The sequence below is a fragment of the Chromobacterium violaceum ATCC 12472 genome (assembly GCF_000007705.1).
Lineage (GTDB): Bacteria > Pseudomonadota > Gammaproteobacteria > Burkholderiales > Chromobacteriaceae > Chromobacterium > Chromobacterium violaceum.
The window spans coordinates 4,286,483-4,308,523 of record NC_005085.1; the positions used below are offsets into that span (position 1 = coordinate 4,286,483).

Consider the following 22,041-nt stretch of genomic DNA (forward strand, 5'->3'; position numbering starts at 1 on the left):
ATGCTCCTTAACTCACCTTCACCTTGACCTGCTCGCCCTTCAGCGCGACGGCGATCTTCTTCACCGGTTTGCCGCTGGCCATACGCGACAGCAGGTCGTTGGAGATCTGCGCCAGCAGCGTGCGGGTGAGGATGGCGTCGGCGTTGCGCGCGCCGCTGTCCACGTCCAGGCAGCGCGCGGCCATCTGATCGGCCAGTTCTTCCGGGAACTCGACCTGGGCGCCGTGGTTGTCGGCGATGCGGCGGCGGATCTTGTCCAGCTTCAGGCCGACGATGGCGCGCAGCACGTCGTCGCTGATCGGGAAGTAAGGCACGATGGTCAGGCGGCCGAGGAAAGCCGGCTTGAAGGTCTTCTGCAGCGTCGGGCGCAGGATTTCCACCAGGTCTTCCGCGGTCGGGTCGCGGGTCTCGTCCTCCACCGTCACGCCGTGCTCGCAGGCGCGCATCACCAGATCGGTGCCGGCGTTGGACGTCAGCAGGATGATGGTGTTCTTGAAGTCCACCTCGCGGCCTTCGCTATCCTCCAGCACGCCCTTGTCGAATACCTGAAAGAACAGCTCCAGCACGTCCGGGTGCGCCTTCTCCACTTCATCCAGCAGCACGACGGAGTACGGCTTGCGGCGCACCGCCTCGGTCAGCACGCCGCCCTCGCCGTAGCCGACATAACCCGGGGGCGAGCCCTTCAGGCCGGACACGCTGTGCGCTTCCTGGTATTCGGACATGTTGATGGTGATCAGATTGCGCTCGCCGCCGTACAGCGCCTCGGCCAGCGCCAGCGCGGTCTCGGTCTTGCCGACGCCGGACGGGCCCACCAGCAGGAATACGCCCTTGGGCTTGCCGGGATCTTCCAGATTGGCCTTGGCGATCTGCACCCGCTCGGCGATCTGCTCCAACGCGTGGTCCTGGCCGATCACGCGCTCGGCCAGCAGCTTGGCCAGCTTCTGCACCTGCTCCAGCTCGTTGCTGACCATGCGGCCCAGCGGGATGCCGGTCCAGCCGGCGATCACGTCGGCGATCACGCTCTCGTCCACGCATTCGAACGCCAGCGGCTGATGCTTCTGCAACTCGCGCAATTCCTTGCGCTTGGCCTGCAGCGGGCTGAGCTTCCTGCCCTTGGCCGGCTTGGCCTCGTCCTTGGCCGCCTTCAGCTCGTCTATCTCTTCGATCAGCTTCTGCTGCGCCTCCCAGGCCTGATGCAGCGCGGCCAGATCCTGCTCCAGCTTGGCGCGCTGCGCCTGCAGCTCGGCGATGCGCTCGGCGTGGCCTTCCTCGCGCTCCAGCGCGGCGGTTTCGCGGTCGATGTTGTCTATCAGCACCGTCACGTCCTCGATCGGCCCCGGCTTGCCGGCGCGCGACAGCGCGACGCGGGCGCAAGCGGTGTCGAGCACGCTGATCGCCTTGTCCGGCAGCTGGCGGCCGGCGATGTAGCGGCTGGACAGCTGCACTGCGGCGGCCACCGCCTCGTTGAGGATTTCCACCTTGTGGTGCTTGGCCATCGCGTCGGTCAGGCCGCGCACCATCTGCACGGCGATTTCCGGCGCCGGCTCTTCGACCTTCACCACCTGGAAGCGGCGCGCCAGCGCGGCGTCCTTCTCGAAATACTTCTTGTACTCGGCCCAGGTCGTCGCCGCGATGGTGCGCAGCTCGCCGCGCGCCAGCGCCGGTTTCAGCAGGTTGGCCGCGTCGTTCTGGCCGGCCGCGCCGCCGGCGCCGATCAGGGTGTGCGCCTCGTCGATGAACAGGATGATGGGCACCGGGCTGGCCTTGACCTCGTCTATCACCTGGCGCAGGCGGTTCTCGAACTCGCCCTTGACGCTGGCGCCGGCCTGCAGCAGGCCCAGGTCCAGCGTGCGCAGCGTGACGCCGGACAGCACCGGCGGCACCTCGCCCAGCACGATCTTGCGCGCCAAGCCTTCCACCACCGCGGTCTTGCCCACGCCCGGCTCGCCGGTGAGGATGGGATTGTTCTGCCGGCGGCGCATCAGGATGTCTATCATCTGGCGGATTTCGACATCGCGGCCCAGGATGGGGTCGATCTTGCCGGCCTTGGCCTGCGCGGTCAGGTCTATCGTGTACTTGTCCAGCGCGGCGCCGCCGCGCTTGCCCTGCGGCGCGGCCGGCGCCTCGCCTTCGCCCTCGTCTGCCGCGGCCGACGGCTGCTCGCCGCCCGCCGCCTCGCCGCCGTGCTGGCGCAGCGCGGCGTAGGCGCCGGACAGCCTGCCGGCATCCTGGCGCGCCAATGCCGGCGCGCCGGACTGCAGCGCGCCGCGCAGGGCGTCGTCCTGCCACAGCGCCAGCAGCAAGTCCAACGTGGAGACACTGTCCTGGCCGTGCTCGGCGCTGGCCAGCAGCCAGGCCTTTTCCAGCCACTTGGGCAGCCACGACGACAGCACCGGATTGCGGGTATTGCCGCTGCGGAAGTTGTCCAGCGCGGCGTCCAGCTCGCGCTCGACGCGGCCCAGGTCCGCGCCCAGCGCGCGCAGCGCCGCCAGCGCGGCATTGTCGTCCTGATCGAACATCGCCAGCAGCACATGCTCGATCTCGATCTCGAAGTGGGTGCGGGCCAGCGCGCGGCTGGCGGCCTGCTCGATGGCCTGGCGCGCGGTGGGCGTCAACCGGTCTATCAGGGATTTCAGCGATACGGACATATGCTTGTACTCGTTTTCTAAAGGTATGGATTCAAATCATTCATCGTTGGCGGCGGCGACCGGCATCATCTCGTCCAGCCAGCGGCGCAGCGCCGCGCAACCGTCTTCGTCCAGGTCGGCCAGCATCGCGCCGTACCACTCCCGGACTTGTTTTTCGTTCAGGCATTGCAGCAGCAGCGGCCAGCTGTTCTCCAGGAAAACATGAAGGAACGGCACCCCGCGCTGGTGCAGAAACATGTCGTCGGTGACCTTCAGCTGGCGGTAGAGCTCGCGCAGCCAGGTCAGATAGGGCAGCGTCTCGCGCGCGTGGCCGGCCTGGGCCAGCGCGGAAATGAAATTGACATAGGCCGCCGCGCAGGAATACTCCCGGCGGACGCGGTTGATCTCGTCGAACTTCATCAGCCAGGCCTTGCCCCGCTCCACGTCTCCCGCCATCACCGACGCGCTGGCCAGCTGCAGCGCGTTGTGGGCCGACGGCTCCAGCTCGAACAGCTTGTGCCAGCAGGAGAAGGACGTGCGCCACTGCCCCTGCCGGCTGGTGGCCAGCGCGCACAGCCGGTAAGCGTCGGCGCGCAGGCCGGCGGACTTCGCTTCCAGATGAGGCTGCGCCAGCCGCAGCGCCTGCGGCCAATCCTCTCGTTGCAGGGCATCTACCGCGGCGGCCAGCTCTGGCGGCGTCTCTCCGTGACTGACGCTCAGTTGCGCCGCCTTCCCACGCCCCATCAATCGCTTGAGTATGCCCATGGCTTCTGTTTCCCGTTTCAGTCCAGCAAGGTGTAACGCATATCGTCGGGGTGTCCCGCCGGCCGGCCCATCCAGCTGTCTCCCCCCAGGCTCAGCGTGGCCGACCCCAGCACCGCCGGCTGCACGTCGCGCTGGTCCAGCACCAGGCATACTTCGGCGGCCAGGCCGTGGCCCAGCGCGAACTTCATCAGCGCGCGCAGCGCCTGGGCGCCGGCGGCGTGCGGCTGCAGCGCGTTGAACTGCTCTCGGCGCAAAGGCCCCAGCCGCAGCTTGAGCTTGGTCTGGCGGTCCCAGATGCGCTCGCCGGCGAAGGCCGACAATCCCAACTCGCAGCCATCCATGCCCAACTGGCTCTGCTCGCCCTCGGGCACCTGCAGCCATTGGCCGACAAACTGCTCCAAAGTGGCGTCGACGCCGAAGAACCCTTCCACCAGCGTCAGCAGCGACTGCGCCGACAGCGGCTTCTGGCTGAGCAGGCCGGCGTAGTAGACGAACATCCGCTCGTCCAGCTCCGCGCCCGGCCCCATCTGCTGGCGCAGCTGGGATAGGCCGACGCCGCCCAGATCCAGCAGGTTGCGGGTGAAGCCATTCCGCTCGCCCGCCTCGACATGGATCCAGCTGCGGTACTTGCACCAGGCCTCGAAGAACAGCGACGCGGCGCGGTGGCTGAACAGGTCGAAGAAGGCGTGCATGGTGTCGTCGCGGTGGCGCAGGCGGCGCTCCAGCAGCAGCTCGGTATAGGCGGTGGGCAGCGCGCCGCTCGGCCCGGTCAGGCCGAGGAAGCTGATCGTCATCTCGTCCGCCGCGTCGCCCTCTTCCGTTCCCGGCTTGTAGCCGGTCAGCTCGCTGGCCGGGAAGGAAAGGGACGCCAGCGTGCGAAAACGCAGCCGCTCCGGCAAACGCCCGCGCCGCGCGCCCGGCCGGCGCGCGCCGGACAAGCCGAGTATGCGCGCGGCCTGGAAGAAACCGAACTGGCTGGCATCGGCCGCGAGCTCGTGCCGCAGGTCGCGGGGCTGCCGCGACGATGCCGTAACAGCCAACTCAGCATCGCTCATCTGCATCCTTTACCCTTTTCCTGCGTGCCCACGCGCCGAAGAACAGCCCGGTCATCAAACCCAGCGCTCCTCCCGGCACAAGAGCCAGCGAAACCAACAGCGTCTCCGCCATGGCTCCGCTGAAAAAATACAGAACGCCGCACATGATAAATGCCAAAGGCAAACATGCACAAACCATCAAATTCCATTTGCCTTTTCTTTCTTCCGCCACGTTGTCATGAAAAAAGGAGAAATGGCATAGCTGGACGATACTAGGCACCAGCACGGCGATCACCATCCATTCCATCGTGCCCTCATATCACCAAAGCCTCGCCCGCCCGCGCCGGCCATACCGCCACCTCCTGGTCCTGCTGCGTCGTCTCCACCCGCAACCGGGTGAAGCTGTTGGGCGCGCAGTACAAAGCGAAGAAGCGTTCCAGCACCGAGGCGAACAAGTAGACGCTGCCGCCGACATAGTAATCGGCGTCCAGTTTCAGCCTGATTTCGCTGCCGCGGACGAAGCCGGCGAAATCGCGGCCGCTGACGCGCGTCACCGCCGGCTTGCTGTCTATGCCCACCACGCCCTGGATCTGGCGCACGTTGACCGGCGAACCAGTGAGGTTGTACAGCGCCAGCATCTCCTGCAGCGCCGCCACGCCGGAATCGACGATGGACATGTAGTTCAGCGACAGATGCGAGATCAGCCGCCACTGCACCGCGCGGCCCAAAGGGCTGCGCTGGGTGGCCGACGGCTTGCGCAGCAGCCTCACCCGCTTCACCACCGAATGGCCGGGCAGGCTGAAATCGGTGCGCTGCGCCGCCTGGCTGCCGCCGAAGGGAATCTGCTCCGGCAGGTCGCGGTTGCTGCACAGCAAGTCCAGGCTCAGCACCTCGGCCGCCGGCCGCACCGCGTTGAACTGCAGATCCACCAGATGCAGTTCCAGGTCCGTTCCCTTGTCACCGGCTCGCGGCGAGCCTTCGCGGCTGGCGTGCCAGTAGAAGCGCGGCGTCTGGCGCTCGCTGCCGTGGCGCGTGGCATAGAACGGCGGCACCTCCTCGCTGCTTTCGCCCTCGCCGGACTTCTCCACCCGCACCACGCGGCGGATCTGGATCACTTCGTAAGCCTGCTGCTTGCGGCCGTCGGCCAGCACCGCGTAGCCGGCCTTCTGGTGGCTGACGCGGATGGGCTCGCCGGGCTGGTTGAACAGGTTGACGATGGGGGCGCAGCCCAGCTTCAGATGATGGGCTTGCAATTGGGTCAACAGCCGGTGATGGCGCTCGCTGTCCGGGTAGTCGCCCAGCACCAGCTGCAGCACCAGCTTGCCGCCATCCAGGCGCACCGCGGCCTTGTCCAGCTCGGCGATGTCGACGAACAGGAACTTGTCCGGATAGCAGAAATATTCGGTCAGCAGCCGGTAGCCCATGAACGAGCGCTCGTCGTACTCCAGCATGCCCTCGTCGCGGCCGAAGCCCACCGGGCGGATGGCCGAGGCCGGCAGCACCGCGCTGCGCGACGGGTCCTCGCTGCCATCGCCGACGCGGATGCGCAGCACCTGGGACAGCAGGAGCTCGTACAGCAGGTGCATCAGCGCCGGCTCGCCGTCCAGGAAGAAGCGCAGCGAAGTCAGCCCTATGCTGTTCAAGGCCAGGCCGCCGTGGGTCTGGAACTCCATCGTCAGCAGCGCCGCCGCGTCCGGCGCCAACTGGCGCAGATAGGGCGAGCCGCTGGTCAGCTCCAGCTTGGCGCTATTCAGCGACAGCGGATACAGGTCCACCGGGTAGGCGCTGCGGAATTTGCACACCACGCCGTTGATCGCCGGCGCATGCACCGGCTGGCCGCGCTCCACGCGGTAGCGCTTGGCGATCTCCGGCCGCGCCGGATCGCACTCGAACTGGACGATGGTGGCCGACGGAATCGGCTGCAGATAATGCGGATACAGCACATCCAGGAAGCTTTCCGCCACCTCGGGATAATCGTCGTCCAGCTTTTTGTGGATGCGCGAAGCCAGCAGCGCGAACGCTTCGATCAGCCGTTCGGTGTGCGGGTCGGCGCACTGGTCGCCTTCCATCTGCAGCCGGCCGGCGATCTTCGGATAGCGGCGCGCGAACTCGCCCGACAGCTCCCGCAGGTGGCCGAGTTCGCGTTCGTAATACGGTAGTAAGGATTCAAGCATGAAGGCTCAAGTAAAATAGTTATATCAATCGCCTGCCAATTCCAAATCAATAGCTATGCATGCACTCAACGCCAATGGGTGTTGCTCAGCACGACAAGGGCTACCGGCGCCAGCACAATCCCGCCGAGTACCAGCACCCCATCCATCGCCAACGTCACCGGCGTCAATAGCACCATGGCGCGCTTCACTCCCGGAGAGTGGCTCTCCCGCACGATGATTTCATAATCGTGGTTGAATTTGCTGACCGACGCTGGCAGTTCGAAGCCTTTGGCCAAATAACGCGTGCCCCTAACCTTGTAAACCTTGGTCCAGACTTCTTCTTGGAACCCCTTGCATTCGAAGCCTTCCATTTGCAGCTGCTGGCGCTCCGCGTCGGAGACTTTGCCTTTGAGTTGGAGCGTCACCTGGCCAGACACATGATTGTCGTGATCCAGGTCGAAATAGGAAAACTCAGCGTTCAGCCGCGGCTTCAGCGGCGACCGCAACACTTGGGGCAGATCACCAATCTGGTCCATCACATAGTGATAATCCGTTCCCAGCACCACCAACTTCTTGCCATCCACAGAAGCGAAAAAACCGCTTACTCTTTCACGCTGATAGTCAACAGTGTCTTCCGTGCTTTTTTTGAGCAAAGAGGCAGTAGTGCAACCACTCAAGGCCAAGGCGGCAGTCGATAATAGAAAATTGCGACGATTCATATTCATTCTTGCAAAAATTACAGCCCGCACACGCAACTCCATGCCCGGTCCATTCACTCACTATTCCCGTCAAGCCTGTTCGGGTCCAATATCCGGATTACCCGCAGCTTAGCCGCCGCTGTACATCCTCTTCATTTCCTTCTCGCGCTCTCGCCGCTCACGCTCCGCCTTCACTTCCGGCAACTTGTCCAACTGCTGCTTGTTATTGATGTCGTCGGTGAAGAAAATAGTGCGGTAACGCCAATAAGTGCCCCCCGGTTCCAGCTTGTCCAGCGATGATTGCATGAACCAGGCTCGGGAATCGTGCACGTGGTCGTCATACAAGGCCATCAACTCCTTGTCCGCCACCACATCAGCGTGCAAAGCTTCGCTGTCACGCTTGAGCAAGGGGAACTCGTCCATGATCTTGTCCGCGCTGAACAAACGCGAAGGGCTGGTCAAAATGGACGTCAGAATGCCTACCAAATTGCCTTTATTGGCCAAGCTAGCACGATCGAGATAGTCATTCGTGAAGTCGGTCGCGCCCAAATCCAGTTGCACTTTGTCCAGCGTCGGCTCATACGCCTTGTTCAGATTAGGCTTCCACTCAATAGGATTGCCATTCTCGTCCAGTCTCGGCTTTTTATCCTCGTCCAACAGTGGTTCCGGGGCTGCCGGTTTTCCCTTGCCGCTTTGCTTGTCCCAGATCCGCTTTTCTTCCTTCACCCGCCATTCAGGCGTTTGCCGCTCTTTGGACGCGTATTGGTAGAAATTGGAATGACTCTGGTCCTGCCCCCCCTTGCCCTGCAAGCCGCCAGAGAAACGCTCTATCCGCCAAGCATTAATCTGGGCAGCTTGAGCCCGCATTATCGCCTCCATCGGCCCCTCCTCTTTTCGTGAGGCAGGCAGATGTTTGGTAGAAAAATTTTGCCACGCATTGAATCTACGAATCAGAACATCATCAATAGCAAACAGCTTTTGCACATCGTCAAGCATGAAGCGCCATGGTTCCTTAGCCTTCAGCATCGCCAACTGCTGAGGATTGGCATTCATCAACCTATCTGCATTGATTTTCAAAGGTGCTCCCGCTGCAAAAGCAAGCGAATACAGATGCAACAACGCTACTTGAGACAAAAGCAGCGGCTGTCCATCCAATGCCTTACCCTGATCTTGTGGCGGATAGCCTCCACCAACATCACTATGCATGCCGGGATAAACCCACTCGCCCTTGACGCTGGCCGGATAGGCCCCCACCGCATCGGTACCCACCGAATCCAATGGGAAACACAGCCGCTGCTCATGCGCGCTGACCAAGTGCACGCAGCAGTCGGCTGGCAACCACGGCGGCAATTTCATTGTGCCATCCGCCCAGCCCTGGTGACCCTGCGCGCCTGGCGCCAGCTCGGTCAACCCCACCGAGGCCACGGTATCGAGCAGACCGACAAACTTCACCTCTATCGGGAAGCTGGCCAGCGCGCCATCCTCGATCAACTCTCCCAGCCGCCACAAGAAGGCGCGCGCCTCGGCCGCGCCGCGGGAAAAGCCATAAACGAACAACTTGATCTTCAAGATCTTTGGCTTGTGATCCGGCTTCTCCTGCTCAGCCAGTACGTCCTTAAGCGCCTTTTTCACCAGGGCCCGCCGCTCATCCGGCGTGGTCTCATACTTGACCGTGGGCCCCTTCTCACGCTTTTCGTACTGGTATTGCAGGCCCTCGACCAGCTTGGCCATATCTTCCTCAGATGGCGGCTCCAACGGCGTCGCCAAATGCAAAGCGCGAATTAACCTAGTAATTCCCCACTGGATTCTGGCATCGCCGCCAGACGCGTAACGCAGACCGCTATCCAAAGGCTTTTTCTCACCAATTTCAGGGAAACAAGTGCCCACACCCTGGATGTAGTAGCTGAAATAGCCACTAGACTGAGCATCATCCTTACCGACTGTCGCATGATACAGGCGACGGATATTGGTGCTACACACCGGATCGGCGGCATCATCGCTATCGCCGTGATTATTGGTGCCGTCAAAAAACAGGCTGACATTCATCACCAGCGCGCAATCCGCCGGCTTGCCCTCTCCGCGGGCATCCACGCAGTGCGCGGCGATTTCCCGCTGCTGCGCATAACGCTGCTTGATCACCTCATTCAAGTCGCTCGGCCAGTGGCCACGCTCCGGAAAGGCGGGAGCCAGGCTTACTTTCGACATGTCTGCTGACCTCCCAAACGGCGAATCAGCTCCGGATAGCGGCGCGCTCCCCCCGGCAAGGTCTGGATCACATCGAAGTACTGTTTGCAATCGATAATCACCCTGGCCTCATCGCAAGGCAGGAAGATCAACGTCACACCGCAGGTCTTGTTATATTGGGGCACCGATACAATCGCGGCGTGACGGGTGTATTGGGCCTCATGCGCCTTTACCCATACTTTCTCGGCCTCCGACAACGAGCCATTTAGGTTACCTCGAGGACGCTTTGAACCGTCAGCATTCAGGCCGACCCGAGGATCCTTCATCCACTCAACTGTCGCCGTCATCCCCGGCTGCCATTTCGCGGGATATTCAATGCAGCAATCATCGCCGCCGCTGCCGGCGATGCCTTGGCCATTGAATTTCGCCCAGACAATACTAGTTTGATTATCGGTATTGATCACTCGCCCCGCCCCCCCCATCATTTTGGGCTCGCCCATGCTTTGGCAAGCCGCCAACACCGCCAGCAGCGGCAACATCCACCATTTACGCCACATACCTATTCCCCTTATTCATATTTCATTCAATCATTGGCTTGCGTCTCAAACGCCGGCAACGCATTGCGTCTTGCCGCCTAAACGGCGGATCAATTCCGGATAGCGTCCTGGGCCACTTGGCAAGGTCTGAACTACATCGAAATGTTGCTGGCAATCAATAATCACCCTTGCCTCGTCACAGGGCAGGATGATCAACGTCACGCCGCAAGTCCCATCATATTTCGGCACCGATACGATGGCAGTATGCCGGGTGTAGCGGGACTCATGAATCTTGTCCCAGCGATTGATCGCTTCCTGATTACTGGCTGGCCGTTTAGAGCCATCCGGATTGCCCCAGCGCTGCGGATCTTTCATCCACTCGACTGTCGCCGTCATTCCCGGCTGCCATTTGGCGGGATACTCGATACAGCAATCATCGCCGCCGCTGCCGGCGATACCCTGACCATTGAATTTCGCCCAAACAATGCTGGTTCGATTATCGGTATTGATCACCCGTCCCGAGCCACCCATCATCTTGGGCTCGCCCATGCCCTGACAGCCCGCCAGACCGATCAACGCGCCTCCCCAGAGCAAGCGCCGCCAGCTCATGCGTTTTCCCTGAGCATGCGCTCCACTACCGGGATCCGCTCCGCCTCGGACCACAACTTGGCCTTGTCCGCCGCCTGATGGGCCTGCGCCAAGCGGCGCACCAGCTCCTCTTCGGAATCCAGGCCATACAGCTGCGGCACCAACAGGTGGTTTTGCCGCCAGGTTTCCGCCAAATGCCAGCAGGCCAGCGCGTCGATATGCGGCTGCTCCAGCGTCAGCGTGTCATGCACCCACTCCAGTGGCGGCAACGACTGCAGCGCGGTGGCGTCCAGCATGCGGGCGTGGCCGTCGCGGTCCAGCCAGTGCCATTGCACCGCCGGCTCCAACAGCAACTGGCGGCGCGGCTCGTCCAATGCGTCCACCACGGCGGCGAACAGCCGCGGATCGTGGAAACGCAGCACGCCCTGCTGCAAGCCTTTGTCCCAGGAGGCCTGCATGCACAGCGTCAGCCGCTCGGCCAGTTGGTCGTAGTCCCAACCGCTGAACAGCGCCAGCACCCGCGGCTGGCCCTGCCATTGCCGCAGCAGTTTCAGCAAGCGCGTTTGCGGCTGATTGGCATCCAGGCGCACCAAGACCGGGCCTTCGTCGGCGGCCTCGGCATGCGGGGTGTCTTGCAACAGCATGCGCGGCGGATACAGCGCGCCCACCCGGCTTTGCCAGCGCGCGCCCATCTCGGCTTGATCGACGATCAAGTCCAGCCACGGCAGCTCCAGCTCTCGCGCCGTCTGCAATAACATGTACAGCCAGGCTTCCGGGCTGGGGGCGGTCATCACGATTTGCGGCTTCATTTGGCGGCCACCAGCGGGTTGGCCTGGCTGAACGCCTGTGCCATGCATTGCTTGCATACGGTATTGGGGAAGCGCGGCAGCGGCGGATTCATTTGATCCGGTCCGCTGAAATTGTGGCTGGCACCCTTGATGCTGATGGTGCCCGGCGCGTGTAGCTCGATCTTGCCGTCCTTCAGGCGGATATAGGCCCCACCGGAGGTCAACAGGATTTCCTGCTTAGCATTGACGTGTATCGTCTGCTTGGCCGAGGTGATGGTCACATCCTTATCCGCCGTCAGCTCCATCGCGTCGCTCTGCGCCTGCACCTGCACCTTGCCCTTCGCCGCGATCAGCTTCAGCGCCACCTTGTCCTTCACCCCCGCCACGAACAGGCTGATGTGCTGGCCCACGTTGTGAATCCAGCGCCGTCCCGTGGTGTGGTTGGCGTCGCGCTGGGCGACCAGGTTCAGGTTCTGGCCGGCGGAGACGGTCTGGCTTTGTTCGGTGAGGGCGGCGATGCCTGCGGGCGCGGACAGCACCAGCAGCGGCTGCTGTCCCGCTTGATCCTTGGCGGTCTTGCCATCCTTGTCGGTGTTCGATCCCGCTTCCCAGGCCTTCAGCGCGTCGACGTGGTGCTGCAGGTGGCCGTCGGTTTTCTTGCCGGCCTTGGCGTTGTCCGGGCCGATTTCGTCGGGGCCGGTTTCCATGGCGTCGGCCAGCTGGCCGCTGGCGGTTTCGGCCAAGGCTTGCGAGAGGCTCAAGGCGGCGTCGAGCTGGCTCTGCGCATGCTCGCGCGCCAGCTGTTTGCCGGATGCGCCGTTCTGCGCTTCGGTGGTGAGCAGCAGGCCGTGGGCGGCGCGGATGGCGCCGTGGTGGTCGGTTCTGAGCTCGAAGCCGTCGCCGCGTGGCAGGGCCTTGCCGTTGCTGCGCGGGTGGGCGAGGTAGCCCTGGTTGAGCTGGGTCTTGCCCGGCTCGCTGCTGAGCTTGGCGCGCACTTCGCCCGGGGTGTCGTCGAACAGCAGCTCGTTGTAGCCGCCGCCCTGGTGTTCTTTGGATTTGATGCCGGACAGCGTCTTGTTGGCCGGCAGGCTGCCGGCGCCGCTGAAGTCGGGCGTGGGGTGGCTGCCGTTGTACAAGACGCCGGTGATCACCGGGCGGTCGATGTCGCCTTCGATGAAGTCGACCAGCACTTCCTGGCCGATGCGCGGGATGAACTGGTGGCCCCAGCCGGCGCCGGCCGACGGCATGGCGACGCGCAGCCAGCAGGAGGATTTGTCGTCCAGCGCGGCGCCGATGGTGGGGTGCTCGTCCGGCCGCTGCCAGTGGAACTGCACCTTGATGCGGCCGTGTTGGTCGGTGTGGACTTCCTCGCCGGCCGGTCCCACCACAGTGGCGGTCTGCACGCCGCGCGATTTCGGTTTGGCGTGTTCTGTACCGGCATAGGCCGGGGTCAGCGGGATGCCGTGGCGCTGGGCCTGAATGCGGGTGGTAAACGGGGCGTCGGTTTGGTCGTCCGTCGGCAGGATGGACTGCAGATCGGTCGGCAGGTTGTTGCGCACCTGCAGCGTCTGGCCGGTGACGACGAATTCGCGCTGCTCGTGGCTGTCGGCCTCGTGCGCCGGGTGGTCGTCCAGGCGGAACCACTGGCCGGCGGTCAGGCCGCGGATGGAGCCGGCGCCTTCGAAGCTCTTGGCCTGCAGGTCGTGCGCCTGCTGGCGCAGCCGGGCGTAGTGGCTCAACTGCTCGGCGTCGCCGGCGTAGTACAGGCCCTGCGGATCGTAGTCCTGCAGGCTGGACTGCAGCGCCTGGCCGCCCGGGCCCTGGTCGATCTGGCTGCTGTCGCCGGTGTGCTGGGTGGACACCGGCTGGTAGTCGAAGGTGGCCAGCGCCACGTTGCCGGGCACGATCTGGCGGGCGGCGCTCCAGTCGGTGAGGCCGTCTTCCTCTTCCGTCGCGTCGCTGCGGTGGAAGCGCACCCGCTCCACCTCGGCCGGCGGCAGGCTGTAGGCGTCGTCGAACACCGCCAGCTTGACCTGGGGCGCGTCGCCGTCGACGTGCTCGAAGCGCCAGGCGTAACCCTCCTCGTGCAGCAGGCGGACGATGAAGCTGAAGTCGTCCTCGCGGTATTGCAGGCAATAGCTGCGCGGCTGCGCCGGGCCGACCTTGAACTCCACCGTTTGCGCGCGCGCGAACACCGGGTTGGCCGCCTGATGCTCATGGACGATCTGCTGGACGATGTCCGGCACGCTCAAGTCCTGGAACACGCGCGAGGTGCGGCGGTGGCGCAGTAGCGCGATCGGCGGCTCGATGGTGAGGCCGTACTGGGCGAAGCCGCCGTCGGAACCCATCAGCCGGGCCTGGCTGACCACGCCGCAGCGGATGGTCTCCTGGCCCTGGGCGTCGGCGATGCCGATGCGGGCGGCCTGGCCGAGCAGGGTCTTGAGTTCGATGGCGCCGTCGGGGGAAAGGCAGGTGAGTTGATAGCGGTAGGCCTGGGACACGCCTTCTTCGCCATTGAGGCTTTGCGGCAGCAGCTGCTCGGCGGCGACCTGTCCGCTGCCCAGCTCCAGGGTGAGCAGGCGCTGGTCTTGATTGAAGGCGGAGGCGAAGCTGGCTAGGAGAGAGCTAAGGTCCATGGCGCAATCTATCCGTTATCGTGTATCTGAAGGCTTTGATGCCGCTCCGTGGGGCTCACGCCGATATCGGCGGAGATGCGGCGACGGGGCGGCTGTTTCCTGCGTCTATCAGTCGTTGACGACCAGGCGCACGCCATGCACTGGACGCTCGGTGTCGTAGCGCAGGGTGATCTTGCTGGACGGCACGCCGGCGTTCATCAGGTAATCGCGCACATTGGCGGCGCGAGTCTGGGACGCGGCCTTGGCGTTGCCGATGTCGCGGCGATAGCAATGACCGCGGATCAGGATGGATTTGGCGGTCTTCAGCTTGGGCAGCAGCAGGTCCAGCTGGGCCTCGCCTACCGGAGTGAGCTTGGCGTTCATCTTTTCAAACGGAACCAGGGTAGCGTCGGCCGCGTAGTTGGCGGCAGCCTGCTTGGCAATCTGCGCCTTAGCATCATTGGCTGCGGCGGCGGCCTTGCTGGCCTCCACTTGCTCCTTGGTCGGCACCGTTTTGCAGGCGGCGCAAGACAAGGCGACAACCACGGCGATCAACAAACGTTTCATAGCGACTTTCCCCAAGTTAAAAAAAACTTAAAAACCCGCCCGGGGCCGGGCGGGTCAGAATTCCATCGCTGGAATTAGGCGATTACTTTGTTCGCGGTCAGGTCCCAACCGGCGCTGACATTGCCGCCGCCGGCGCCGTCGGCGCGCTTCTGCTGGGTGTAGGTCCACTTGATCTTGCCGTAGCTGAAGCTCACCTTTTCGGCCGGGAAGCCGCTGTCGGTGGCGGAGCCGTGCGGCTCAACCTTGGAGATCAGGACTTGTTCCATCTTGATTTCCATGTACTTCACCTTGTCGCCACCCGCGCGGCACAGCTCGATGGTGATCTCCTTGATGTGCTTGCCGGTGCAGCAAGCTTCGTAGATCTTCGGGCTGGCTTTGTCCAGGAAGTGGGTGATTTCGTACACGCCGTGGTTCACGCGTTCGGCGGTAGCGCCGCCGGCGGTGCTGGCGGAAGCCTGGGCCGGTTGTTCCAGCTTGTGGCTGAACGATTGGATTTCGATCCAGTCTTTGTGCTTGTCGTCGCCGCTTTCGCCAGGAATGCCATCGATTTTCAGAAATGCATCAAAAGCCATCAGTACTTCTCCTTAAACAAGGTTCAAAAAATGGGGGCGGGACTCCCCCAAGCTGATCAATGCGTCGCGTTAGCCCGCCGGTTGCGGCAGCTCGGCCACCAGACGCAAAGAAATCGTCAGCTCGTCGAGCTGGAAATGAGGGCGCAGGAAAGCGGCGGCGCGGTAGACGCCCGGCTTGCCGGGCACTTCCACCACGTCGACGCGCGCTTCGCGCAGCGGGTACTTGGCCTTGGCTTCCTGGCTGGCGGAATCGTCCAGCAGCACGTACTGGGCCAGCCAGGTGTTCAGGTAGTCCTGGACGTTCTGGCGCGAAGCGAAGCTGCCGATCTTGTCGCGCATGATGGACTTCATGTAATGCGCGATGCGGGATACCGCGAAGATGTACGGCAGCTGCGTGGACAGGCGCGCGTTGGCGTTGGCCGAGTCGGTGTTGTAGGTCTTGGCCTTTTGCGCCGACTGGCCGCCGAAGAAGGCCGCGTAGTCGGTGTTCTTGCAGTGCACCAGCGAGATGAAGCCCAGGTCGGACAGCAGCTTCTCGGTGCGGTCGGTGATCGCCACCTCGGTCGGGCACTTCAGCGCCACTTCGCCGTCGTCGGTCTTGAAGGTGTGGGCCGGCAGGCCTTCCACCAGGCCGCCGCCTTCCACGCCGCGGATGGCCGCCAGCCAGCCGAACTGGGCGAAGGCGTCGGTCAGGCGCGCGGCGTAGGCGTAAGCCGCGTTGGTCCACAAGTATTTGTCGTGGTTGCTGCCGTCGACATTTTCCTCGAAATCGAATTCCTCGACCGGCACATTGTCGCGGCCGTACGGCAGGCGGCCCAGCACATGCGGCAGCACCAGGCCGACGTAGCGGGAGTCTTCCGATTCGCGGAACGACTTCCACTTCGCGTACTCGACGGTGTCGAAGATCTTCGCCAGATCGCGCGGCTTGCCGATGTCGGCGAAGCTTTCCAGGCCGAACAAGCCCGGATCGGCCGACGAGATCAGCGGCGCGTGGGCGGAGGCGGCCACGTGGGACAGCTCGTCCAGCAGGTAGAAGTCTTCCGGGTGGCGGGTGAATTCGTAGTCGCCCACCAGCGCGGCGTAAGGCGCGCCGCCGAAGGTGCCGTACTCTTCCTCGTAGATTTTCTTGAACAGCGCGCTCTGGTCAAACTCGGCGGCAGCCTTGAAGTCCTTGACCAAGTCCTTCTTGGACGCGTTCAGCACCTTGATCTTCAGCTGGGTGCTGGTTTCGGACTGCATCACCAGGTAGTTCAGGCCGCGCCACGAAGCTTCCAGTTTCTGGAACTCGGCGTGGTGCATCACGTTGTTCAACTGGTCGGAGATCAGCTTGTCGATCTCGGCGATGCGGGCGTCGATGCTGGCCGACAGGTCGCGCGAGACGGTGACGCTGCCCTGCAGCACCTGGTCGACCAGTTCGCCGATCAGGTCGCGGGTGTGGCTTTTCTCGCTTTCATTGGTGGCGATGCGGCTCTGCTCGATGATGCTGTCGAGCAGGCTGACGCCTTCCGCCGCGGCCGGCGCCGCCTGTTGTTGCAATTCCGCGCTCACTGCTCGCCTCCTTCTTTCTTGCCGCCGATCTGGCGCAGCTTCTCGGTATCGCGCACCACTTCGTCCAGCAGCTCTTCGAGCTTGTCGTTGCCGGCCAGCTTATTGCGCAGATCGGCCAGGCGGGTGCGGGCCTCCAGCAGCTGGTTCAACGGGTCGATCTGGCGAACCACGTTCTGCGGCTCGAAATCCGACAGGCTCTCGAAATTCAATTCCACGCCCAGCTGGGTGCCGTCGTCCTTCAGCGCGTTGTCCACCTTCATCGCCAGGCGCGGCGCCATGCCCTTCAGCACCTCGTCGAAGTTGTCGCGGTCGATCTGGACGAACTTGCGCTCCTTCATCTTCGGCAGCGGCTCCTTGCTGTGGCCGGAATAATCGCCCAGCACGCCCAGCACGAACGGCAGCTCCTTGGTTTCGATCGCGTCGCCGATCTCGACGTCATAGGTGATCTGCACGCGCGGCGGACGGACCCTCGACAGTTTTTTCTGAGTGCTTTCCTTGCCCATGGCTCTTCTCTACAAGATGTTCAAAAAGGTTCAAAACAAAGCTACGCAATATTGCGCGCGAGACTGGATAGAACGGTTCGCAACTGTGCTAAAGACAAGCCCGGATCGTTCAATTGCCGCCCCAGCACATAGGCCGCCTCGGCATAGGACTGGTGATTGCGCCAGGGCGCCTTCACGTCGTCGATATCCACCACGTGCTTCGAATCGAGCGGCGCGCCCCAGCACTGGCTGGCGATCTGCTCGTTCAAACCCGCCGGCAGCAGCACCAGGAAATGCCCTTCCGGGCGGCGCACGATCAGGCATTGCTCCAGCGCCGCGCCGTTGTCGGTGGCGGCGTGGTACAGCGCCAGCCAGGTGACCGCGGCCAACACGTTGTCGCCCTCCACCGCCGGCAAGGGCAGCACATAGGCCTGCACCGGCAGGCTGTCGCGGAACTTCTTCAGCAGCCGGTGGTGGAACACGAAAGCCAGCAGCACCGATTCCAGGTCGCCGCGGCCCGCCGCGCTCAGGCTGCGCGACAGGGAATCGGCGGTCGTCACCGACAGATGCTTCTCCAGCAGTTGCTGCGCCAGGTCGATGTCCGCCACTGACGAAGCGCCGAAGCGCAGCTGCTCCTCCAGAAACTGCTTGCAGGCCAGCATTTCCACCGAGTTCTCGATGGCGCTGGCCAACTGATCCCTGAGGCCGGTGAAGAACAGTTCGTTGGCCAGCAGCAGAATGGCGGTGGACGGCAGCGCCGGATCGATCGCCACCAGCGAGGCCGCCACCAGCGGGTAGTTGCGGCCGCCCTCGTCGCGGCTGGGCTGGATCACCCCCAGCGACAGCCAGTTGTGATCCCGGCTCTGCAGCACGAAGGAGGTCGGCGGCATGCCCAGATAATGGCGCGTCGCCTCCTCGGTGAATTCAAGCCGCTGCAGGCTCTGCGCCAGCAGCTGGTCCAATTGCATCGCCGCCGGATGGGTGGCGTTGACGCGCACGAAATCGGCGCGGCGCGGCAATTTGCCGAAAATGCAGTACTGCGGCGGCACCTCCTGGGTGCGCTTGAAATTGAGCGGCATGCCGTTCATCTCTCCATTACAACGTCACGCGCTCGGGCAACGTCAGTTTGTACAGGCGGTTCAACTGCAGCGGATTGACCCCGCCCAGCATGCGGAAATTGAAGCGAACGGTCTGGCCTTCCGCGCCGCTGCCCTTGGGCAGCGCCCACGTCAGCTGCGCGCCATCGCCGTCCTGGCTGACCTTGGCGCCCGCCAGCAGGCGCATCAGGCCCATGCGGCCGGACTGGTTGCCCACCACGGTGCTGGAGCCCGCGTAGTTGACCACCTGGATGCGCGCGCCTTCGCCGTTGCTGCCCGGCCAGTTGAACGGCTGCCACTGCTGGGGGCCGTTCCGGTAGCGCAGCTCCTGGCCGTCTATGCTCAACACGATCTCGGATAGGCCCGGCGTCGGCAGCGGCTGCAGCTCGAAGCGGCTGTTCTCGCCGTCCTGCAGCTGGGTATTGGCCAGGGCCATCAGGCTGCTGACGCCGCTGAGGAACTGCGGATTGAAGCGCACACCCTGGTTGCCCCATACGCGCGGCACCAGCTCGTCGCCCTTTTTCTGCACCAGGCCGGTCAGATACTTGTTGATGAACTTGTCCAGCGTGCCGTCGTTGGCTTTTACGAAACGGCTGATGTCGGCCACCGACGCGCTGCTGCTGGAGTCGCTGAACGGATACTTGCTCGCCAGCTGTTTCCATTGCGGCAGCACTTCGTTGGCCCAGGCCTGGTTGATGTCCTGCGCCACCGGGCCCAACAAGGCGCTGTACGACTGCGACAGCGGACGCAGCAGCATCGGCCGCACCATCTCGACGGTGTCGGAGGTCGCGCCGGCAAGCAGGGTGTTGTCGACATAGGACAGCGTATCGCCCAGCTCGGAGCCGGAACCGCTCAGTGTGGACTGCAGCGCGGTGCGGGCCTGCGGACCCGGCTGGTCGGTGGTGGCGATCGCCGCCATCTTCACCTTCAGCTTGCCGAGTTGGTCCAGATAGCCGTTGAGCGGCGAATTGTCGCCCTTGACCAGCGCGGCCACGCCTGCGAAGTGCGCACCGACGACGCCGTACTGTTTTTCGTTCTTGGCTGCCGGCGCATCGCCGCTCTTGAAGAACTCGGTGGTCTTCTCCAGCACCGAGCGCTTGGCGGTCTCCAGCGAGCGGTTCAGCTCGGACGGATTGTCCCAGGAAGTTTCCTGCGCCGCCCGGGCCAGGATCAGCTTGATCGGCGAGTTCTGCTTGTCGGCAAGACGGGTCATCGCCGACGCCGACTGCGCCGGGTTGGTGATGTCGCGCACCACCACGCCGGCCAGGAACTTGTGCCAGGCGGCGATGTACTGGGCGCGGTACAGCGCTTCCAGCGCGGCGCGGTTCTTCTCCACGTCGCCGTCCTTGCCGAGGTCGTCCTGGGTGGACGACGCCAGCACCCAGTCGTCGCTGCGGATGGTCCCCTTGCTCGCCTCGTCGATGGCGGCGCGGACATAGGTGTTCCACGCCTCGCGGGTGTAGGCGCCCTCCACCATCTGGCTGCTGGCCATGATGTCCATGTCGCGGTTGTCGAGGATGCGGGCGACGGTCAGCGGCGCGAAGCGGGTGTTGGCGCGCGCCTTGATCTCGTTGTACACGCGCTCCTGGGCGGACAGCTGCTTGAACGAGCCGCGCAGCACGTCGCGCGCGTCGGCGACGACCTTGACGTCGTTGTCGATCAGCGGCAGGTCCTGCTCCTTGATCTGGCTGACGTAGAAAGCCACCAGCTTCTCGGCCTGGCCCATCACCTCGCTGACCGGATACTCGCCGCGCTGGCTCTCCAGCCACGGGCGCCAGTAGCGCGGCAGCTGGTCGGCCAGGTGCGCTTCCTCCATGCGGCGGCGGTCATGCAGCATCAGATAGGTTTTCAGCGCGTTGTAAGCGACGTCGAGCTTTTGCGACTTCTGCGGCTGGCCACTTTCCGCCGCAGGCTCGCCCGCGGCCGGCGCGGAAGCATCGAGCTTGGCGGTAGTCGCACGCTGCGGCAGCTCCAGCGCGCCCAGCTGAATGTTCGGCAAACCATGCTTGGGACGCGGCTTGTACGGCTTGAGCGGCTTCGGCGCAGGGGCCGGCTTCGCTTCCGGCTTCGGCTCCGGCTTGGGCGGTTGGGTCACCGCCACCGGCTGCACCGCGCCCGGTTTCAGCGCCGCCAGCGTGGTCTCCAGATTCTTCTGCACCGGGCGCAGCATCACGTCCTTCAGGCCGGCGAAATAGGCCTTGCGCAGATTGCGCTCCAGCTCCTCACCTTGATACAGGCCCAGGCCGACTTGCCACGGCTCGCCGTTGCGGCGGTAATTCTGCAGCTCCTCCAGACGGCGCTGCAGGATCAGCAGGCCGTTCAGGCGGTCGTACAGCTGGCCGGACGCGGCCAGTTTCTGCGCCTGGACGCGCTCGGCGTTCACCTGGGCGATCATCTGCTGATTGCCGACGAAGGACCAGGTCCACGCGCCGGCCACCGCTGCCAGCGACACCAGGCCGGCCGCCATGCCGACCAGGCGCCAGCGGCTGCCGCTCGGGCGCGTCTGCTGGAAGATCAGGTGCTGGTCGGGGAACAGCACTTCGCGGAACAGGCCGCGCAGGAAGTAGCTGTACGAGGCAGGCGCCTGATGCTTGTCGATGCCCGCGGAGGACAGGTCGAACTGGCCCTGCACGCGGCCTGCGGTCACGATGCGCGGCACGCCTTCCTGCAAGGCGCTGGTGAAATAGAAGCCGCGCAGCAGCGGACGGGAATGGTAGGGATCCTCCTCGAACAGCAGGCGGACGAACTTGACCACCGCCTCCTGCAGGCCGTGGAATTCGATCGGGAAGGCGAAGTGGGCGGATTTCACCGCGTCGCCGCGCGCGCCCACCAGTTTCTCCTCGCCCATCTGCACCAGGCCGCGGTACAGCTGCTCGAACTGCTGCGACACGACGGCGCCGGCATCGAAGCCGGTGCCCTGGTCGGCGGACAGCGTCGCGCCCCATACCCGGGAGCGCTCCTCCTCGCCGGCATCGTGGAAGAACTGGGCGAAGCCGCCCAACAGGTCGAGCTTGGTGAATACCAGGTAAATCGGCACCATCAGGCCGAAGGTGTTGCACACTTCGTGGATGCGCTCGCGCACCTGGCGCGCGTAGAGCACGAAACCTTCGCTGTTGTGCTGGGCCAGCTCCGGCAGGCTGATCGCCACCATGATGCCGTTGACCGGCGCCTTGGCGCGGTGCTTTTTCAACAGCTTGAGGAAGGCCAGCCACTCGGTGCGGTCCTCGCTCTCGGTCGCGTAACGGCCGGCGGTGTCAAGCAGCACGCCCTCGGTGGAGAAGAACCAGTCGCAGTTGCGGGTGCCGCCCACGCCCTGAATGCCGCTCTTGTCGCTGAACGGGAAGCTCAGACCGGACTGCAGGATGGCGGAACTTTTGCCGGCGGCCGGATGACCAATGATCATGTACCACGGCAATTCGTACAGCGCCGCGCTGCCGCGGGCGCTGCCGAGATTGGACTTCTTCAGCGTGTCGATCGCGCCCAGCAGACGCTGGCGCAGCAGCGTCACCTCCGCGCGCTTGTCGGCGCTGGCGTTGATCACCGCGTCGTCGGCCTGACGGCGCAGCATGCCTTCCAGCAAGCCGCCGGCGCGGCGGGCCAGCGCCTGGCCTATCAGCAGCGCCAGCACCCATACGATCATCACCGCCACGATCCAGCCCAGGCGCGCCTCGACCGACTTCAGGCCCAGCCAGGGACCCAGCCACCATATCAGCGCGATCAGGATCAAGAATCCGATGGCAGACGCCACCTTGGCATTGCGTAGCCAACCTTTGTGTAACACCGAATTT

17 protein-coding genes are annotated in these 22,041 nt (G+C 64.0%); all 17 read right to left on the reverse strand.

Going from position 1 to position 22,041, the window contains the following annotated elements; all coding sequences use genetic code 11:
• Positions 1-7: 7 nt before the first annotated feature.
• On the reverse strand, positions 8-2,647 hold the full coding sequence (tssH, locus tag CV_RS19645; protein WP_043596793.1) for a type VI secretion system ATPase TssH: 2,640 nt from the start codon (positions 2,645-2,647) through the stop codon (positions 8-10).
• A 36-nt stretch (positions 2,648-2,683) separates the two neighbouring features.
• Positions 2,684-3,391, reverse strand: coding sequence for a hypothetical protein (locus CV_RS19650; protein ID WP_043596794.1), 708 nt, complete (start codon positions 3,389-3,391; stop codon positions 2,684-2,686).
• A 17-nt stretch (positions 3,392-3,408) separates the two neighbouring features.
• Positions 3,409-4,446 carry a type VI secretion system baseplate subunit TssG gene (gene tssG / locus CV_RS19655; protein WP_043598348.1) on the reverse strand — a complete coding sequence of 346 codons (1,038 nt, stop codon included), beginning with the start codon at positions 4,444-4,446 and terminating at the stop codon, positions 3,409-3,411.
• Positions 4,433-4,732 (reverse strand): hypothetical protein, encoded by a 300-nt coding sequence (locus CV_RS19660; RefSeq protein WP_011137515.1) that lies wholly within the window; start codon positions 4,730-4,732, stop codon positions 4,433-4,435. The genes tssG and CV_RS19660 overlap by 14 nt, the downstream gene beginning before the upstream one ends.
• 7 nt (positions 4,733-4,739) lie before the next feature.
• The gene (tssF, locus tag CV_RS19665) at positions 4,740-6,599 is read right to left on the reverse strand and encodes a type VI secretion system baseplate subunit TssF (protein ID WP_011137516.1); all 1,860 of its coding nucleotides are present in this window, start codon (positions 6,597-6,599) and stop codon (positions 4,740-4,742) included.
• A gap of 65 nt (positions 6,600-6,664) precedes the next feature.
• Positions 6,665-7,297 carry a hypothetical protein gene (locus CV_RS22395; RefSeq protein ID WP_147296213.1) on the reverse strand — a complete coding sequence of 211 codons (633 nt, stop codon included), beginning with the start codon at positions 7,295-7,297 and terminating at the stop codon, positions 6,665-6,667.
• 108 nt (positions 7,298-7,405) lie between these two features.
• A complete protein-coding gene (locus CV_RS19675; protein ID WP_011137518.1) occupies positions 7,406-9,481 on the reverse strand; it encodes a T6SS phospholipase effector Tle1-like catalytic domain-containing protein in 2,076 nt (691 codons plus the stop codon).
• Positions 9,469-10,017: a DUF3304 domain-containing protein gene (locus CV_RS22400; RefSeq protein WP_011137519.1), complete on the reverse strand. Its 549-nt coding sequence runs from the start codon at positions 10,015-10,017 to the stop codon at positions 9,469-9,471. Before CV_RS22400 ends, CV_RS19675 begins: the two co-directional genes overlap by 13 nt.
• A gap of 45 nt (positions 10,018-10,062) precedes the next feature.
• Positions 10,063-10,605 (reverse strand): DUF3304 domain-containing protein, encoded by a 543-nt coding sequence (locus CV_RS22405; protein WP_011137520.1) that lies wholly within the window; start codon positions 10,603-10,605, stop codon positions 10,063-10,065.
• A complete protein-coding gene (locus CV_RS22410; RefSeq protein WP_052278879.1) occupies positions 10,602-11,393 on the reverse strand; it encodes a DUF4123 domain-containing protein in 792 nt (263 codons plus the stop codon). Before CV_RS22410 ends, CV_RS22405 begins: the two co-directional genes overlap by 4 nt.
• Positions 11,390-14,008 carry a type VI secretion system Vgr family protein gene (locus tag CV_RS19695; protein ID WP_011137522.1) on the reverse strand — a complete coding sequence of 873 codons (2,619 nt, stop codon included), beginning with the start codon at positions 14,006-14,008 and terminating at the stop codon, positions 11,390-11,392. The genes CV_RS22410 and CV_RS19695 overlap by 4 nt, the downstream gene beginning before the upstream one ends.
• 108 nt (positions 14,009-14,116) lie before the next feature.
• The gene (locus CV_RS19700; RefSeq protein ID WP_011137523.1) at positions 14,117-14,554 is read right to left on the reverse strand and encodes an OmpA family protein; all 438 of its coding nucleotides are present in this window, start codon (positions 14,552-14,554) and stop codon (positions 14,117-14,119) included.
• 74 nt (positions 14,555-14,628) lie between these two features.
• The gene (locus CV_RS19705; RefSeq protein ID WP_011137524.1) at positions 14,629-15,126 is read right to left on the reverse strand and encodes an Hcp family type VI secretion system effector; all 498 of its coding nucleotides are present in this window, start codon (positions 15,124-15,126) and stop codon (positions 14,629-14,631) included.
• A gap of 69 nt (positions 15,127-15,195) precedes the next feature.
• A complete protein-coding gene (tssC, locus tag CV_RS19710) occupies positions 15,196-16,674 on the reverse strand; it encodes a type VI secretion system contractile sheath large subunit (protein ID WP_011137525.1) in 1,479 nt (492 codons plus the stop codon).
• A complete protein-coding gene (gene tssB / locus CV_RS19715) occupies positions 16,671-17,177 on the reverse strand; it encodes a type VI secretion system contractile sheath small subunit (protein WP_011137526.1) in 507 nt (168 codons plus the stop codon). Before tssB ends, tssC begins: the two co-directional genes overlap by 4 nt.
• 41 nt (positions 17,178-17,218) lie before the next feature.
• Positions 17,219-18,235, reverse strand: a complete 1,017-nt coding sequence (tagF, locus tag CV_RS19720) for a type VI secretion system-associated protein TagF (protein WP_043598356.1) — start codon at positions 18,233-18,235, stop codon at positions 17,219-17,221.
• Between the two features lie 16 nt (positions 18,236-18,251).
• On the reverse strand, positions 18,252-22,001 hold the full coding sequence (gene tssM, locus CV_RS19725) for a type VI secretion system membrane subunit TssM (protein ID WP_227590059.1): 3,750 nt from the start codon (positions 21,999-22,001) through the stop codon (positions 18,252-18,254).
• Positions 22,002-22,041: the final 40 nt, after the last annotated feature.

Bases quoted from the DNA above. Each gene is read 5' to 3' on its own strand.
- CV_RS22395 (WP_147296213.1), bottom strand. From the start codon at position 7,297: ATGAATCGTCGCAATTTTCTATTATCGACTGCCGCCTTGGCCTTGAGT.
- CV_RS19700 (WP_011137523.1), bottom strand. From the start codon at position 14,554: ATGAAACGTTTGTTGATCGCCGTGGTTGTCGCCTTGTCTTGCGCCGCC.
- CV_RS19660 (WP_011137515.1), bottom strand. From the start codon at position 4,732: ATGGAATGGATGGTGATCGCCGTGCTGGTGCCTAGTATCGTCCAGCTA.
- CV_RS19650 (WP_043596794.1), bottom strand. From the start codon at position 3,391: ATGGGCATACTCAAGCGATTGATGGGGCGTGGGAAGGCGGCGCAACTG.
- CV_RS22410 (WP_052278879.1), bottom strand. From the start codon at position 11,393: ATGAAGCCGCAAATCGTGATGACCGCCCCCAGCCCGGAAGCCTGGCTG.
- CV_RS19705 (WP_011137524.1), bottom strand. From the start codon at position 15,126: ATGGCTTTTGATGCATTTCTGAAAATCGATGGCATTCCTGGCGAAAGC.
- CV_RS22400 (WP_011137519.1), bottom strand. From the start codon at position 10,017: ATGTGGCGTAAATGGTGGATGTTGCCGCTGCTGGCGGTGTTGGCGGCT.
- CV_RS19675 (WP_011137518.1), bottom strand. From the start codon at position 9,481: ATGTCGAAAGTAAGCCTGGCTCCCGCCTTTCCGGAGCGTGGCCACTGG.
- tssG (WP_043598348.1), bottom strand. From the start codon at position 4,446: ATGAGCGATGCTGAGTTGGCTGTTACGGCATCGTCGCGGCAGCCCCGC.
- tagF (WP_043598356.1), bottom strand. From the start codon at position 18,235: ATGCCGCTCAATTTCAAGCGCACCCAGGAGGTGCCGCCGCAGTACTGC.
- tssH (WP_043596793.1), bottom strand. From the start codon at position 2,647: ATGTCCGTATCGCTGAAATCCCTGATAGACCGGTTGACGCCCACCGCG.
- tssF (WP_011137516.1), bottom strand. From the start codon at position 6,599: ATGCTTGAATCCTTACTACCGTATTACGAACGCGAACTCGGCCACCTG.
- CV_RS22405 (WP_011137520.1), bottom strand. From the start codon at position 10,605: ATGAGCTGGCGGCGCTTGCTCTGGGGAGGCGCGTTGATCGGTCTGGCG.
- CV_RS19695 (WP_011137522.1), bottom strand. From the start codon at position 14,008: ATGGACCTTAGCTCTCTCCTAGCCAGCTTCGCCTCCGCCTTCAATCAA.
- tssB (WP_011137526.1), bottom strand. From the start codon at position 17,177: ATGGGCAAGGAAAGCACTCAGAAAAAACTGTCGAGGGTCCGTCCGCCG.